The sequence below is a fragment of the Anthropogastromicrobium sp. genome (genome assembly GCF_037349415.1).
Classification (GTDB): Bacteria; Bacillota; Clostridia; order Lachnospirales; family Lachnospiraceae; genus Anthropogastromicrobium; species Anthropogastromicrobium aceti.
Map to the genome: position 1 here is coordinate 1 of NZ_JAXWCK010000055.1, position 15,974 is coordinate 15,974.

11 protein-coding genes and 1 pseudogene are annotated in these 15,974 nt (G+C 40.4%); 2 read left to right on the forward strand and 10 right to left on the reverse strand.

What is annotated here, in order from left to right:
* The 5 genes and pseudogenes from WJP93_RS12330 to WJP93_RS12350 all read right to left on the reverse strand — a co-directional run.
* Nucleotides 1-299, reverse strand: a pseudogene (locus WJP93_RS12330) (VanZ family protein); the annotation flags it as partial.
* Between the two features lie 6 nt (nucleotides 300-305).
* Nucleotides 306-1,208: a sugar phosphate nucleotidyltransferase gene (locus WJP93_RS12335; protein WP_337548615.1), complete on the reverse strand. Its 903-nt coding sequence runs from the start codon at nucleotides 1,206-1,208 to the stop codon at nucleotides 306-308.
* A gap of 2,180 nt (nucleotides 1,209-3,388) precedes the next feature.
* Entirely contained in the window at nucleotides 3,389-3,826 is a 438-nt protein-coding gene (locus WJP93_RS12340; RefSeq protein ID WP_337548616.1) for an adenylyltransferase/cytidyltransferase family protein, read from the reverse strand.
* Nucleotides 3,823-4,113 (reverse strand): hypothetical protein, encoded by a 291-nt coding sequence (locus WJP93_RS12345; RefSeq protein WP_337548617.1) that lies wholly within the window; start codon nucleotides 4,111-4,113, stop codon nucleotides 3,823-3,825. Before WJP93_RS12345 ends, WJP93_RS12340 begins: the two co-directional genes overlap by 4 nt.
* Nucleotides 4,114-4,195: 82 nt before the next feature.
* On the reverse strand, nucleotides 4,196-5,245 hold the full coding sequence (locus WJP93_RS12350; protein ID WP_337548618.1) for a 3-deoxy-7-phosphoheptulonate synthase: 1,050 nt from the start codon (nucleotides 5,243-5,245) through the stop codon (nucleotides 4,196-4,198).
* A 198-nt stretch (nucleotides 5,246-5,443) separates the two neighbouring features.
* Here WJP93_RS12350 and WJP93_RS12355 point away from each other — a divergent pair, with 198 nt between their 5' ends.
* A complete protein-coding gene (locus tag WJP93_RS12355) occupies nucleotides 5,444-5,806 on the forward strand; it encodes a hypothetical protein (RefSeq protein WP_337548619.1) in 363 nt (120 codons plus the stop codon).
* On the forward strand, nucleotides 5,796-7,382 hold the full coding sequence (locus WJP93_RS12360) for a sulfatase-like hydrolase/transferase (RefSeq protein ID WP_337548620.1): 1,587 nt from the start codon (nucleotides 5,796-5,798) through the stop codon (nucleotides 7,380-7,382). The genes WJP93_RS12355 and WJP93_RS12360 overlap by 11 nt, the downstream gene beginning before the upstream one ends.
* A 35-nt stretch (nucleotides 7,383-7,417) precedes the next feature.
* Here WJP93_RS12360 and WJP93_RS12365 read toward each other — a convergent pair whose 3' ends face one another.
* The 5 genes from WJP93_RS12365 to WJP93_RS12385 form a co-directional block, all read right to left on the reverse strand.
* Nucleotides 7,418-10,249: an InlB B-repeat-containing protein gene (locus WJP93_RS12365; protein WP_337548621.1), complete on the reverse strand. Its 2,832-nt coding sequence runs from the start codon at nucleotides 10,247-10,249 to the stop codon at nucleotides 7,418-7,420.
* A gap of 108 nt (nucleotides 10,250-10,357) precedes the next feature.
* A complete protein-coding gene (locus WJP93_RS12370; RefSeq protein ID WP_337548622.1) occupies nucleotides 10,358-11,248 on the reverse strand; it encodes an alpha-1,2-fucosyltransferase in 891 nt (296 codons plus the stop codon).
* An 11-nt stretch (nucleotides 11,249-11,259) separates the two neighbouring features.
* Nucleotides 11,260-12,711 (reverse strand): flippase, encoded by a 1,452-nt coding sequence (locus tag WJP93_RS12375; RefSeq protein WP_337548623.1) that lies wholly within the window; start codon nucleotides 12,709-12,711, stop codon nucleotides 11,260-11,262.
* Between the two features lie 23 nt (nucleotides 12,712-12,734).
* On the reverse strand, nucleotides 12,735-13,754 hold the full coding sequence (locus tag WJP93_RS12380; RefSeq protein WP_337548624.1) for a hypothetical protein: 1,020 nt from the start codon (nucleotides 13,752-13,754) through the stop codon (nucleotides 12,735-12,737).
* Nucleotides 13,755-15,974 (reverse strand): glycosyltransferase, encoded by a 2,220-nt coding sequence (locus WJP93_RS12385; RefSeq protein WP_337548625.1) that lies wholly within the window; start codon nucleotides 15,972-15,974, stop codon nucleotides 13,755-13,757. It lies immediately after the preceding gene.

A 15,974-nucleotide genomic window follows, 5' to 3' on the forward strand; every position in this document is an offset into this window, starting at 1 on the left:
CCCATGACATCGGATAAAGGATTCATCCACAGCTGACGGTTTAACAGGGTTCGGAACAGAATAAGTGAAGTCACAAAGGCCAGGAAGAATAGTTTCCGGAAGAACACACTCTCCTTGAATTTCTGATACCATGTCATCATGGCAATCTTCCAACCTTTTCCTGCTCCAATAGATTCATAAGCATAAAGATAGAAAAACATTGCGAGGAAGGAAAGAAGAAGCGAGAATCCAAACGGCTCATAGAGAGCAGTCAGGATGTTTGTGAGGATTTTCCCTAGTAAATCAATCGTTTCTTTCATCGTCGTTTACAGATCACTGAACAGGTCGGCCTTGTACACGCCGTCCTCCAGCATCTTCTTGAAGCTATCCTTTACTGCTGCAACGTCCTCATGGTAGGTCATGCCGTACCATGTGTCGTTTGTCTTCAGGACTTTCACGGACATCTTTCCCTGTTCCAATAGCTCACCGATGAAAATTGGAATCAGATACTCTGCTTTCAGCGGATTTTCAGGTACTTCCTTCTCGAAAAACTCTTTGAAGCCTTCTTCCAATACATCCAAAAACTCCGGTGTTAATCCCCACATATTCATGGAAACCAGAGAATCAACGTCAATCACTTTTCCATCTGCCTCGGCTCCATTTGCAGTCTTGACGATGTTCTTGGTTTCCACAACCTCAGTCAGATTGTTCTGATCATCCATCTTGCAGATGCCACTGGTCACACCGCCATTATCAGACAGCGTGTTCTTCAGCACAAAGCCTGCCATGCAGGACTTGCCACCATTCACCAGATACTCATGTACGGTTTTGAAACCTTCCTTGCCGTAGTAATCGTCTGCATTGATGACGATAAACGGAGTCTTGATGACCTTCTTCGCCGTAAGCACAGCCTGTCCGGTTCCCCACGGTTTTGTACGGCCTTCCGGCAGAGTTCCTGGGATATCATTAATATCTTGGAAAGCATAATCTACAGTTACATCATGAGCGGAGCAAATAGAGGCAATCCGTTCACCGATGACCTCTTTAAACTCCTTCTCGATATCCTTACGGATGATAAATACCACATGGTTGAAGCCAGCCTCAATCGCATCATGGATTGAGTAGTCCATGATGATGTGATTAGAAGCATCGACCGGTTCCAACTGCTTGATTCCTGTTCCAAAGCGGCTGCCGATACCGGCTGCCATGATAAGTAATGTTGTTTTCATAATTTTTCTCACTTTTACTAGCAAATTGATTTTATCATAGTTTTCATTCTTCACCTCTCAGCCGATCATAGATCGTTGCCTACTGCTCACCACGAAAAGGTGTGTGAGTTAACGGTACCTGACCCCCGGGAGCTCTGTGGTTAGCAGCTTATTTGACAGGATTTCCACCTGTCGGATTGTACACCCTTAGCTGGACGCACGGTCTGGCACCTTGAGGGCGTCAAAGCTGATTCGACAGCATTCGACTTTTTAGTCATATTTTGTTCATTTTGCGTTTACAGTTTAGTACCGGGGGTCTGGCACCCGGCACTTTCTGCTCCTTTTTTTTTTCTAAAGCTGAGAAAATATAGGCTCTCTCCAGTTGACATACAATCCTTGTATTACATGAACAGGTCCTTCCGACGCCGCGGAGCTGTGTGAAATCTCACCTTAACGATAAACCCACATGTTGCCTTCCCCTCAGACCACAGAGTCGGCACTCCGATTTATGGTATTTCGGCGCTCAATTGCTGTCCCTGCAACCTTGCTGTCTACGCTTAGCCCATTACATTACTGTAACACACTCAAGACTCGCTTCAAATGCTGTGGTTAGCAGCTTATTTGACAGGATTTCCACCTGTCGGATTGCACGCCCTTTGCTGGACGCACGGTCTGGCACCCGGTACTGTGAAGAGAAGGGAGCCAGTAGAAGTCAAGAGTGTCAATGCCCTCTCGGGCTTATACCTCATTTCTACTCATACATCGAGGATACTCCGGTAAAACTGGAGCTGTTGTGTCAATGCCCTCTCGGGCTTATACCTCATTTCTACGGTACCCCTTCAAAAACCTAGGTTTTATGCGGTTTCCAGAGCCTGTTTTTGCAGGTATTTATCAGAATATTCTGACAACAACCGTTTTTCGTGCATGTTAACATTTTGGACATATTTAATGAGGTGTACTTACCCTTGACACTGGATTAAGTATAGCACTAAATACAACCGTTGTCATCTTATTTTTTCACTCTCTTGATAAGTTGCGCTGTAGTACCAGGGATCTGGCATGTAATGCCTTTTATCTTAATAATTTTTTAGTGGGGTCCAGAGGCGCGACCTCTAGATGTAGTTTCGTTTATTTATGTTTTATTCTTCACTTGTCTGTTCTGTTTTATGCAAGCATTTGGCTACGAACCCCACATACACCCGTAGGAAATCCCATCTGAACCCACATATACGTTACAATAAGACTATTCATCATAGCGCCTCCATCAATCTCAATGCCTTTAACAAATCCTTCGGTTTCAAACTTTAACTTTATGCAACTCAGCCAAGTTCCAAATAAAACAATAAGCGACAAATCATTTTCACATCTCAGCCGATCTGATGGATCGTTGCCTGCTGCTCACCTCGTAGCGGTGTGTGATTATAAGAGCAGCTATCGTGTAGATGCCTCTACACGACTTTATTTTACCAAAGCCTCACACTAATTCGACAGTATTCGACTTTTTGGTCATTTTTCGTTCATTTTGCGTTTACAGTTTAGTACCAGGGTCGAGTAGACGCACCCCTCTCAGGGCACGCCCCTCACAGAATCGGACATGCGGCTTTCCCGCATCCGGCTCTTCATATGGCTGATCTTTTATCAAATCTCTGAGTATTCAATACTTTTCTCCTTGAAAGTTGTTTTCTTGCTTTGCCAATCTCTGAGTATTGCACAAGTTACCTTCTTGGTTATTGCCATATGTGGCTCCCTTCCCTCCTGCGGCATTACCCGCATTCATCGGTACTATGAAGCCATCCGACTGCCTATACTTCTTTTGCTTCTCTTCTTTTGGTTGAGTAAGCATACTCTGCTTCTTTTCTCTAAAGTAGAGAAAGTATAGGCTCTCTCCAGTTGACGTACAATCCTTGTATAGCATGAATAGTTCCCTCCGACACCGCAGAGCTGTGTGAAATCTCACCTTAACGATAAACCCACATATTGTCTTCCCCTCAGACCACAGAGTCGACGCTCTGATTTGTTAGTATTTCGGTGCTCTATAGCTATCCCTACTATCTCGCTGTCTACGCTTAGCACGCCGCATTACTGTGACACACCCAAGACTCGCTTCAAATGCTGTGGTTAGCAGCTTATTTGACAGGAGTTCCACCTGCCGGATTGTACGCCCTTCGCTGGACGCACGGTCCAACACCAATGTGTGTCTATCATATAGCAGAATCTTCTATAATTTTTGCCATTTTTCTTCTCATATCTGTAGATGATATATTCTTTTCTCTATGGATAAAAATGGTATCAACTCCTAGCTTGTTCAATTTTTCCTCAGCCTCTAAATAAATAGGCTCTGATAAATGATCATCTCCTGCGAACATAACATCAAAATGATATCTATTATATGCAGCAATTTTATCCAGATCCGTTTCTGGTACAACCTGGTCAACATAACGAATTGCGCTTATAATTTCAGTTCTCTGTTCGTATGACAGTATCGTTGAATGATGTTTTCGCTTTTGCATAAATTCATCAGTTCCAACAGCAACAATCAAAAAATCGCACATTGACTTTGCCTGTCTCATAATGTCAATGTGTCCATCATGTAAAGGATCAAAAAAACCACACAAAAAACCAAGCTTATATTTTTTCATTTATTTTCGCCAATCTCATAGTGATAACAGTTTTCAAATTTTTTCAATTGGATTTTCACCATCTCATGAACTTCTTCCAGACTTTTCCCCTCTAAATAGGTTTCACTATCTGATTGCATTCTGCAAAAACTTAACATACCATCAGCTCTCATGGTAAGGCTCATAATACCCGTTGCGCACGGTTTATTCCGTCCGGTTTGAACTTCTGCTGATTCCGGATAATACTTACACTCTTGACAAGCCTCACTATATGTGCGCCTTGGAGTAACAGAATCACCTTTATTCATATGTCCCTTATTTTATTATGCTACTTTTCGCATTTTCTGTCAATAATGTTTTTCGGCAATCTATAACGTTTTTCCTTAAAATTTACCATAAATCGGCCAGATCATAAATCAGCTTTTCTGTCTTGTCCCATCCAAGGCATGGATCGGTGATGGATTTTCCATAGCAATGCTCTTCTACCTTCTGGCTGCCGTCCTCTAAATAGCTTTCGATCATGAGTCCCTTTACAAACTTATGAAGATCTGGTGATATGTGGCAGCTATGCATAACGTCTTTGCTGATTCGAATCTGCTCTTCGTACTGCTTGCCGGAGTTTGAATGGTTTGTATCGATGATTACTCCCATGTTTGACAGATTTCTCTTTTGATACTGCTCGTAGAGATTTCTGATATCTTCATAGTGATAATTTGGCATGTTGTTTCCAAATTTGTCTACGTAGCCGCGAAGGATTGCATGGGTGTATGGGTTGCCGTGGCTTTTTACTTCCCAGCCTCTGTAAAGGAATGTGTGGCTGTTTTGTGCTGCCACGATGGAATTTAACATGACGCTGATGTCACCGCCTGTCGGGTTTTTCATGCCGACAGGAATCTCAAGTCCTGATGCTGTAAGACGATGCTGCTGGTTTTCTACTGAACGTGCACCGACGGCAACATATGAAAGAAGATCTGACAAATAACGATGGTTTTCCGGGTAGAGCATTTCGTCTGCACATGTAAAGCCTGTCTCTTCGATTGCACGCTTATGCAGCTCTCGGATTGAGATGATGCCCTTTAGCATATCTTCCTTTTTTTCCGGGTCTGGCTGATGAAGCATACCCTTGTAGCCTGTACCTACTGTACGCGGCTTGTTTGTGTAGATACGTGGGATGATAAAGATCTTATCCTTTACCTTTTCCTGTACGTTTACTAAGCGTCCAATATATTCTAATACGGCATCTTCTCTGTCAGCGGAGCATGGTCCGATGACGAGAATCAGCTTATCGTTTTTGCCTTCGAAGATGGCGCGGATCTCTGCGTCTCTTTCTGCTTTGATTTTCTGGATTTTATCGCTGGCAGGAAATTCTTCCTTTAACTCCTTTGGAGTCGGAAGCTTTCTGTAAAATTCCATATTCATAGTGGTGGTCTCCTTTTCCATCGGCTCGCTTTTGCGCGTTGTCGTTTTCAAGTATTAAAGTATACCACTAATCATGAGAAAAGTCAATAGATATGCGGCTTTTCCAAAAATTTGCAGTCGAAAAAGCAATAAAACACTTGACACTTTGGAAGGCAAAATTGTACAATGACAATATTGCACTGAAGGGTGCTTATTACAAATGATACAGGAGGTGATACTATGCTTCAGGTTATCGGATTGTTTTTCCCGGCTTTTTTATCGCTTGTTGTCTATGACTGTCTCGGAAAACATACCTCATCCTGGACTGTATGGGATCATGTAAAACACTATGGTATGTTTACCTTACTCGATACTGTCACTGCTATGCTTGTTGTTCGAGTAATTAAACCAGAAATCATTTTTTCTGACGGATGGAATCTTAATGCTGATTTTTTATGTGTTGTTTATTTTGCAGCACTTGTTGTCGGATCTATATTCTGGGGTTATTGTGTAAAGCTGTTTGAAAGCTGTTTTACAATTACCATTGAATCCGAAAAAGATGATGATGAAGAGGAAATTTTAAGCAATAATTATGAAAAGTAAGAAAAAATACAACAAAATATTAAGCGTATTTGGCTGGGCGTTTCTTTTTCTCTTGTTGGAGCTTGGACTTTTACTGAATAAGACAAAGCCTTGGGCACAAGACATGTTTGGCGGTGTTACTGCAGAAGAGATTATCTTTCATATGAAGGTTCCGCTTCAAGGAACTGATGTCAGCACAATCTATTCGTTTATTCAGGATGCATTGCTTCCATCCCTTAAGGAACTGATTTTTTTTATAATGCTTTTCTTTGTGCTTCCACGTATGGAGCGCGCCTTAAGAAGCAGATTTGAAAAACGATATAATAAATCTGTTCGCCTTGTGATTAAACATCCTAAAAAGAAACAGCCTTTTTCAAAAGGTGCTTATCTTTTATGGAAAATACCTGCACGTATTTTTGCAATTTTCGCGCTAATCGTTTTTGTATACAACACATACAGCATTTGCAAGGTATACTCTGTTGGTGACTATATAAAGCAGCAGCTGTCTTCCTCAAAATGGATTGAGGAGCAATATGTTCAGCCAGATGAAAATCTTTTGACATGGCCTAAAAAGAAGCGAAATTTGATTTATCTGTTTCTGGAATCCATGGAATCTACGTATACCTCTGAGGAATATGGTGGCGCATTCAAGGAAAATCTTATTCCGGAACTGACCGCACTTGCAAATGAAAATATTTCTTTTACAAACAAAGAAAATTTGTTGGGCGGTGCAGTAGCTATTTCTAACACAGGATGGACTATTGCCGGTATGGTTGCACAGACGAGCGGTATTCCTCTGAAGCTTCCAATTAACGGAAATGCAATGGATGAGTATTCTGTATTCCTTCCTGGTGTTACCTCTATCGGTGATCTGCTTGAGGATGCTGGTTATCACAATTGCCTGATGATTGGATCTGATGCCGCTTTTGGCGGACGAAAGAATTATTTTGAACAGCACGGTAATTATGAGATACGTGATTACAACTGGGCGCTTGAGACTGGTGTTATTCCTGAAGGATACCATGTTTTCTGGGGAATGGAGGATGAATCGCTGTTTCGCGCTGCTAAGGATACACTTTTGGAGTTTGCCGATAGCGATGAACCATTTAATCTGACGCTTCTGACAGTTGACAGTCATTTTCCAGATGGCTATCGCTGTGAGCTGTGCCAATATCAGCATAACAACAATTACAAGGATGCAATCTCCTGCTCAAGCCGTCAAATCGCATCATTTATTGAATGGATCCAGCAGCAGGATTTCTATGAGGACACCACTATTGTAATTTCTGGTGATCATCTCACGATGGCCGCTGATCTGACTGAGGAGATGAAGTCTAATGATCGCTCCATTTATAACTGCATTATTAATCCGGCCTGTGAACCATCAAATGATCATGAACGTATTTTTACTACCATGGACATGTTTCCTACAACACTTGCCGCTATGGGCGTAACAATTGATGGTGATCGTCTCGGACTTGGCACAAATTTATTTGGTGATCAGCAGACACTGACTGAAGAGTTTGGCCTTTCATTTGAAGATGATGAGCTAATGAAAAATTCTGATTTCTACAATAAAGTTTTATTATATCCGTAAAGTAAAAAAGGGATGCCAGCGGCATCCCTCTTTTTTTACTCTTCTATTGTTACTGGCTCTGTCTGAGTTTCTGTGATCTCTGCCTCTGTCTTAGTTTCTGTGATCTCCGCCTCTGTTTCTGGCTGAGTTTCTTCACTCTCTGCCTCTGTTTCTGGCTGGGCTGTTGTTTCTGTTTCACTTGGCAAGACTTCTGTCTCTGTTTCCGGCTCATCTGTTGTTTCTTCTGGCTGGCCTATTGTTTCTGTTTCACTTGGCAAGGCTTCTGTCTCTGTTTCTGGCTCTGTTGTTGTTTCTTCTGGCAAGGCTTCTGTCTCAACTATCTCTGCAGGTGCCTGTACAAAGACTGCTGTCTCTCCTGCAAAGGATGCGACTGTCTTTGGCGCTGCTGTCCATTTTGCGTAGAAGGTAACATCCTTACTTATCGTATATGATGCGATGTCTCCTGCAGACTGCTTGCATGCTGCATCAAGATACCAGCCGGCAAATGTCTTTCCACTGCAAAGTGGATCCATTACTCCTGCGATTGCCGTATTTTTCTTTACAGAATATTGTACTGTTGCCTTTCCTGAATCGGCAAAATAACCGCCATTTGCGTTAAATGTAGCTACGTAGCCATCTGCCCACTTTGCATAGAAGGTAACGTTTCCTGTTACCGTATAGTTTAAAAGGCTGCCTACTGCTGATGTAGTATTTCTGTCATAATACCAGCCGTCGAAGACCTTATAAAGATTGCGGTGTAATGGTGTAACTGTGTTTCGTCCCTTAGAGCCCTTTACCCAATACTCAACATTTTGTCCTGCATTGCTCCACTCAAAGTAGCCGCCGTTTGCATCAAATGTGATTGCGCATGTGTTTGATACCCACTTTGCATAGAATGTGATATCACTTTTTACAGTATATGTACCAAGGTTTCCAGCTGCTTTGGTGCATGATGCATCCAAATACCAGCCGCCAAACTTCTTTGATGCATTTGAGTTTTTCGGCTCCATTGCACCTGTTACAACTGCGCCCTTTTTCACTGCGAATTTTTCTGTCTGGGCACCATTTGACTCAAAATAGCCACCGTTTGCATTAAGGGTAACTGAATAACCCGTCTCCCACTTTGCATAGAAGGTGACGTTTGATGTCACAGAGTAGGAATTTAATGTGCCGGCCTGCTTATTTCCTGCTGCATCGTAATACCATCCAACAAATGCCTTATGTGAATCTGTATGCTTTGGAGTTGGTGTTACACTTAACAAAGCACCTGTAAACTGCTCTGTCGTTTTCTTTGTATCTGTGCCAAAGTAACCGCCATTTGCATTAAATGTGACTGTGTTTGCCTTTGACCACTTTGCATATAAGGTAACATTTTTTCCCCATACAATATCTGCCTCTTTAACGACATTTCCTGTACAGGAGGAATTAGTATACCATCCAGCAAATGAGTAACCATTCTTTGCATTCATGTCTGCTGAACCTGGGAATATATAGAGCTCACTCTTACTGATTTCCTTTTGGAGTGTCGCAGAACCATTCTTTACAAAGGTGGATCCGTTTGCATTGAAAGTAACGGTGATCACGTAAAGAGTTTTGCCATCTCTTCCTTCATTTTTTCCATAATTCATGTAATGAAGGTAATATGACTTATTCTTATTTCCGTAAACCTTTACAAGATCACTATAATTTTTCTTGTAAACTGACAGATTAAATTCTTCGCTTCCCTGACGACCCTCGTCCATGCCATGCTCTACAAAGTGCTCCAGATACTTGGCTGTATTTGTTCCAAATGCCTTCTGAAGATCGGTATTATGGCTACGGTAAAACTCATACTGATATATACTTGCATAATCTACACCCTTATATACAGTACTTGCTACCTGTACTACGAGTGTCTTTGCATTTCTGCCTTCTGCTTTTCCATAGTTAATGTAATGCATGTAGTAGGATTTATTTTTACTGCCATATGCCTTGCAAAGATCAGCGTTGTTGTTCTTATAAATTTCAAGATTGAACTCTTCGCTTCCCTGACGGCCTTCGTCCATACCATGCTCTACAAAATGCTCCAGATACTTGGCTGTATTTGTTCCAAATACCTTCTGAAGATCAGTATTATGATTTCTATAGTAATCATACTGATAAACAGCACCATAATTTACGCCCTTATAGACAGTTGATGGTGCGCTGCTGCTGTTTTCTCTTGTCTTTGCATTTCTGCCTTCTGCTTTTCCGTAGTTGATGTAATGCTTGTAGTAGGCAACATTATTGTTTCCATATGCCTTGCAAAGATCAGCGTTGTTACTCTTGTAAATTTCAAGAATAAAATCTTTGCTTGCAGGACGGCCTTCCTTCATTCCATACTCTACAAAATGCTTCAGATACTTAGCAGAATCTGTTCCAAAAACTTTTTGAAGATCTGCATTTTTTGTTCTGTAATAATCGTAGTTGTAGACATCTTTATAGTCGACACCATTATACACTGTAGAAGAACCTGTGCTTAATTTAGTCTTTCCATTTCTGCCCTCTGCTTTTCCATAATTTACATAATGCTTGTAATACTTCGCATTGTCATTTCCGTAAGCACTGCGCAGATCGCTATAATTATATTTATAGATCTCTACATTAAACTCTTCGCTTCCCTGACGGCCTTCTTTCATTCCGTAGTTTACGAAGTGCTCTACATATTTTTGCTCGTTTGTTCCAAATGCCTTCTGCAGATCTGTATTGTGCGTCCTATAATAATTATAATTATAGACTGCTGCGTATTGTTTTTCCAGTGCCGATGCTGCCTGTGTAGTAACAGGGATCCAACTGCAAAACAAAACAACTGCCAGCATCATAAAAACAGCTGCTGCGCTTTTATGATTTTTTACACGTTGCCTTTCCATTATTGCTCCTCCTTCTCAACGTTTGTTGATTCCTATCTTTAGATTAGCATTCTGTTGTGCACCTGTCAACCAAAAATACACAGACAAACGTTCCAGTTTTGCGCTTTGTCAAATCAGATGCCATGATTTGCAGGCAAATGGCTCTGCGTATGTTGGTTCGGCAATGATTGGTGCAACTACAAGCTTTTTTGGGTTCGGATTCAAATAGGCACCCCAGAAGCTGAATGTGCTGTTTGCGATAATGTTATGCTTACACTGTGACATAAGCTGCATATCCATATAGCTGTCTTTTCCTGTATTGCCGCTTACCTCTACATAATTTTTAATGTTCAGATTCAATTTTCTCACATAGTCAAAGTCGTTTGAGAAAATGTAGTAGGTAAGATCGCTTCCCTCACGCTCTTCTATATATCTGATTGCTTCGTTGTAGTATTTACCATCTAACTGAACAAGATTTGTACCAAGATAGTCACCGCCACGTATATGAATGGACACTGATTTTGTGTTATTTATCTGTTCTAACAGCTCCTTATTTTTGCTTCCTTTGATTTTTGGAAAATGCAGATCTTCCTTCAGTTCTTTTTCTACATCCTTGAAGTAATCTTCATTTATCCAGTTTCCGCGAAGCATATAGGAATGAAGCGGGCTAAGTTCAAACACTTCTTTATAATAGACAGTCGGATCATCGACTGTAATGAAGCTTTCTTTTCTTCCAAAGAAAATGTCCTTAATTCTAAGCCAGTTCATAAGCTTTTTATGCTTCTTCATATAACGAGGATAAAAATCTACGAGTGCACGCGCTTCGTAAAACTCGCACTCTTCCAGCTTGATTCCAAAAATGCGCTCTAATTCATAACCGTTATGCTCGTTCATAGATCCATAAAAGTTATTGATATCTGCCCTAACTTTAACACCTGGGTAATGCTTCTGAAGCGATTTAAAAAACGCATACTGAAACATCTGATTTCCCAAGCCATCTCCAAAACATACTACAAGCATTTTTTTACTCCTTATTTTCTCACGATTTTTGTTTTCATCTTTGCATACATTTCGTCGAATATCTGATTTCTCTGCAGTCGAAGAAGCAATGCATATATTACTACTCCTGCCGCAACGCTACAGGCCGTCCCAACGATAAGCGAACTGCCAAAACAAGACAACACACCATAGCAAACGATTCCCATCACTGCACTGGCGATTCCTGTCTGAATCATGTTTTTTACAATGCCTGATACGATTTTTTTCTCCTGCAGTCCTCTGTATTCAATGATAAATGCCAGGCACTCTGACAAAACTGTGGTAATTGCAGCTGCCTCAACACCAACACTCGGTATCAAAATGATATTTAACACAATATTAAGCAGTGCTGCTGCAATTGTCGCCTTTAAAATCAGCACCTCTTTTCCAAACAAAACAAGACCTGCTGACGCTACAAAGCTTCCTAGTATACTAGCCGGCACAGCAAGTGACAAAATCTGCAGAATGGTTCCTGCCTGTACATATCTAGCACCAGCCAGAATGACGACTGCATTTTTTCCTACAACAATCAATCCTACTACGCATGGCACAATCAACAGTATAAGTACATTAAATAACTTTGTAAACAAACCCTTATAGCGATCTAAGTTTTCATCTGAAAGAAGACCGGCAAGACGCGGCATGCTGACCGTTCCGATAACTAGCAGCACATTTTTTACAAGGTTGTACACTTTTACGGCTGCGTTATATTTGGCAACATCGGCATCTGATGTCAGATAGCCTAGAATCGTGGTATCTGAATACAGATAGACCTGACACGCTGCTGTGGATGCAAACAGAATTAAAATGGGCTTCATACAAGGCAAAATCTTTTTGCTTATATGAAGACGTATATCTACATGCTTATGAACAAGAAATACGTTTAAAATATTGGCACCTACTGCGGAAAATACTGTATACACGGCATACAAGTAAAGATCCTTATCTGTTTTGACAAACAAAAATAAGAAGATGATTGACGCAATCTGAACTATTACACTTCGTACTGTAATATAAAAGAAATCCTCGTAGATAGTAAATACCCACTCCATTCCGATAGTGGTAAGAGGAACCGTGAGACTAATAATCAGCATAATTCCTGTATATTCATGCCATTTTTCATTGCAGGCGAGCATTAAAAGGAATAATGCATACGCAAGCAGCGTTGTGATAAGATTCAGCGTAAAGATCTCAGAAGCAAACTCACTTGTTTTTTTTCTGTCTTCCCTGATCTTTGCCCCTTCTCTTACTGCAAAGGTTTGGATTCCAAGTCCTGCTAAAAGCGAAAAGTAGCTTACGATGGAGGCTGAGAAATTCACCTTTCCCATAGAATCTACTGATAATATTCTTGACGCATACGGAAACGTGATTAATGGAAATAGGAAATTTATAATCGTCCTAAAACCATAAATGATCGTATTGAACGTAAGTGACCGTTTTTTCATTTGCAAAAACCTTTCTATTTGCTTTATCTTTTCTTTTGCAGCCTTGATATGATATCGTTTAAAAGATGGATCGATGAGTATCTGTCATCATACTTATAATTGACTGCTGATGAATCTTTCACCCATGAAAAATCAATCTGGCTGGGATCTTCAAAATACTGCATATATTTTGGATCATACCACGGGAAGCTTAAAATATCTTTATTATTTGTCAGAAGCTTTCTGTTGTAGCTTATTGCTTCATACGGACGAAGCGTATTGGCATGCTGCCCCTGCTGCACAACCTCTAAAATACACCTTGCCTGCAAACTTTTTGTTAGAACCTCACTGTAGCCATAGTATCCTGTATTTTTATCTTTTATTGTTACACCGCTTATATTGTCAAATACTGGCTTTTCATCTGGCAGACAAATCACATCCATGTGGCTGTTTACCTTATTTTGTTCGCACATTCTTGCAATTTGTGCAAGAATCGGTCCTCTTCCTTTGTCTACTCCACAAAAATAAAGATCCATCGATGGCTGTATATTACGAAACTGCTCCTGTCTTGAGTATGGTGTCGGCCAAAAGATACTCGCTGATGCTTTGGCATCATCTTCTTCAATAGTATACACAAGATCAAATAATCCCTGTTCACGAAGCATGTTCGCATGTACACTTACTTCATGCTTAAAGATGTCGATATAAAATAGGACGTAATACACATTTTTATATTTTTTCTTTATTTTTTTTAGATAATGAGCTGGGTAACGCGACTGAAGAAAGCTTCCGTTTTGAAAAAAGACAATGACGTTTTCTGTCGTTTCCTTCATCTTTCGTACTGCTTCATCAAGCTGATACTCTTTTTCCAGCCAATGATTTAAAAGCCCTCTTGTGTAACGCTGTACCTTGATTCTCTTTTGATACTCGAGTATTTCATTCGATGCTCTTTCTTTCTCAATTATCTTGACGGTATTCGGTGCTTTGAGCATGTCCGAAAACATAGTGTCCACCATTGGGTTATAATCATTCTCAGTCTCTACAAATAAAATACCGAAATCCATCTATTTTTTCTCCTGTCTTCTGCTTTTGAATACAGATTTTATTACGATTTTAACGTATGTCTTATACAATTCCAGCTTCTCAGATATAGGAACATATGGATTTTTTCTGCACACAGCAAGTTCCCTGTTCATAATCTCTTTGATGCGCTTTCTGTGTATGCTCTCACATGTATTGGAGCTTGCAGCTGAATAAAGAAGCGTCTTTACGTTTCCAAGAACAAAGCAATCTGCTGCCTTTTCTTCTCCTGGAAAATGTTTTTTTACAAAATCTCTTGCAACGCACGCCTGCTCATATACATCAAAGCGACGCACGGAAAATGGCTGTGTACATGTACTGCCTTTTCTTATATTATAATGATACAGCGGCATGCCCACATGAACCACATTGGTGCTTTGTGCAAGCAGCCTTACAATCACGCTTAAATCTTCGTGTATCACTCCGACTGGATAACGCACATTTTTAAACAGCTCGGCCTTACAGAGCTTATCCCACGGTGCCGAATCACATTCTCTTTGCAAAAGCAAATTGTGAACTGCGCCCTGTGCCGTCATAACCTTTTTATTAGTTGTAAACAGCTCATATGACTCATCTGTTCCTTCTTTTTCGCAGAAACGTCCACACATGCTGACCTGCGCACCATAGCGGATATTTGCCGTAATCAATTTTTGATACATATCAGGCTCTATATAGTCATCACTGTCTACAAATCCGATGTACTCCCCCTTTGCCATTCCAATTCCTGTATTTCTGGCAACGGATGCTCCGCCATTTTCATTATGAATTACGATAATTCTGCTGTCTTTCTTTGCCATCTCATCGCAAATTTTTCCACTTGAATCACTAGAACCATCATCAATCAGAAGTATTTCTAAGTTCTTATATGTCTGATTGATAATGCTTTCAATACATTTCTGAACATATTTTTCCACGTTATAAACTGGAACAACTATAGAAATCAACGGTTTATATAAAATTTTTCTTTCTTTTTCTGACGCCATTTCCTGCTCACCTCGTATCGGGCAGACTGCTGCCTGCTCTTTTTGATGTAAAAGTCCATAAAATATCATACACAGAAAAAACGGATAAATCAATAAATTCTGTGAAATTAGCATGATTACCATACTGGCAGCAGCAGCTATTTTTGAGATTCGTGATAACTGCAGTGTTCTCACAAATTTCACAAGACCTCCTGCCAAAATGATCATTGTTACAATTCCATATTTTCCCAATATATCGACAAACGCATTTGCACTTGTTCCCTGTATACCAGATATATAAGTTGTGTATCCACTTCCAAGCAATGGATTGCGATAAAAGTTCTCAATTCCTGCTACTGCACCATCCAAACGCTCCTGAAATGAGATAAAGGACTGACTGGCCTTTGAAAATTTTGCAAAAAGGCGCTCACGAAATACAGCAATAAATGCTACACCAACACCGATCAAACCGATGCTAAGCGCATTTAGCTTTTTCACTTCGAAAAAGTAGATTACTACGCACAGCGCAAGGCATAAAATAGCTGTTGTTGACAGGCTTGTCAGCACTCCGACAAATAACACACAAAATTTCACAATTATGTTGATACGCTCTTTTTTGTCTGATGAAGAATACTTCTTTATACTTTGCATGTGAAACAAAAGTGCCAGACATGAGTAACATCCCCAAACACCCGGCTCACGAAAACATGCTGAATTGCGCATCACTGTAATCCATTGATGCCATCCCCAGAAATATTGAAATATTCCAATGTGGTGCCACTCGCTGCTTCCTGATGTAAGAAGCGGCAGCGTTCCGGCCCAGCCAAGATTTATATTAGCAATTAATGTAATTACGCTTGAATATAGCGCAATCACTGTGATGATATTTACATATTTATGAATAAACTCTTCTTTTCCCACAAGCTGCGCAAACAGATACGCAGAAATCAGCGCGATAATTACACCGACATAGTGAAAGAAATCTGAATCTTTGTTCACAAGCATTGTCAGCAAAAATATGGCACTAAGAAGCACAACATATCCTGATCTTTTTATAGTCTTTTTTAGCTGATCTCTTTTTAAGTAGAGCAACAAAAGTGCACTAAAAAAAAGTGCTAATGACAACTGTTTGTTGTACAGTGACTGCAGCGGTGTCCCGCTGCAAAGAAGCATCAGCACTATAATTACATATCTGTATATGTTCCCTATCTCTTCGCGTTTTACTTTTAAATCGAAACTCAT

Excerpts from the sequence above, each read along its gene's own strand:
- WJP93_RS12375 (WP_337548623.1), bottom strand. The coding sequence starts at position 12,711 with ATGAAAAAACGGTCACTTACGTTCAATACGATCATTTATGGTTTTAGG.
- WJP93_RS12385 (WP_337548625.1), bottom strand. The coding sequence starts at position 15,974 with ATGAGTTTCGATTTAAAAGTAAAACGCGAAGAGATAGGGAACATATAC.
- WJP93_RS12360 (WP_337548620.1), top strand. The coding sequence starts at position 5,796 with ATGAAAAGTAAGAAAAAATACAACAAAATATTAAGCGTATTTGGCTGG.
- WJP93_RS12345 (WP_337548617.1), bottom strand. The coding sequence starts at position 4,113 with ATGAATAAAGGTGATTCTGTTACTCCAAGGCGCACATATAGTGAGGCT.
- WJP93_RS12365 (WP_337548621.1), bottom strand. The coding sequence starts at position 10,249 with ATGGAAAGGCAACGTGTAAAAAATCATAAAAGCGCAGCAGCTGTTTTT.
- WJP93_RS12350 (WP_337548618.1), bottom strand. The coding sequence starts at position 5,245 with ATGGAAAAGGAGACCACCACTATGAATATGGAATTTTACAGAAAGCTT.
- WJP93_RS12380 (WP_337548624.1), bottom strand. The coding sequence starts at position 13,754 with ATGGATTTCGGTATTTTATTTGTAGAGACTGAGAATGATTATAACCCA.
- WJP93_RS12340 (WP_337548616.1), bottom strand. The coding sequence starts at position 3,826 with ATGAAAAAATATAAGCTTGGTTTTTTGTGTGGTTTTTTTGATCCTTTA.
- WJP93_RS12335 (WP_337548615.1), bottom strand. The coding sequence starts at position 1,208 with ATGAAAACAACATTACTTATCATGGCAGCCGGTATCGGCAGCCGCTTT.
- WJP93_RS12355 (WP_337548619.1), top strand. The coding sequence starts at position 5,444 with ATGCTTCAGGTTATCGGATTGTTTTTCCCGGCTTTTTTATCGCTTGTT.
- WJP93_RS12370 (WP_337548622.1), bottom strand. The coding sequence starts at position 11,248 with ATGCTTGTAGTATGTTTTGGAGATGGCTTGGGAAATCAGATGTTTCAG.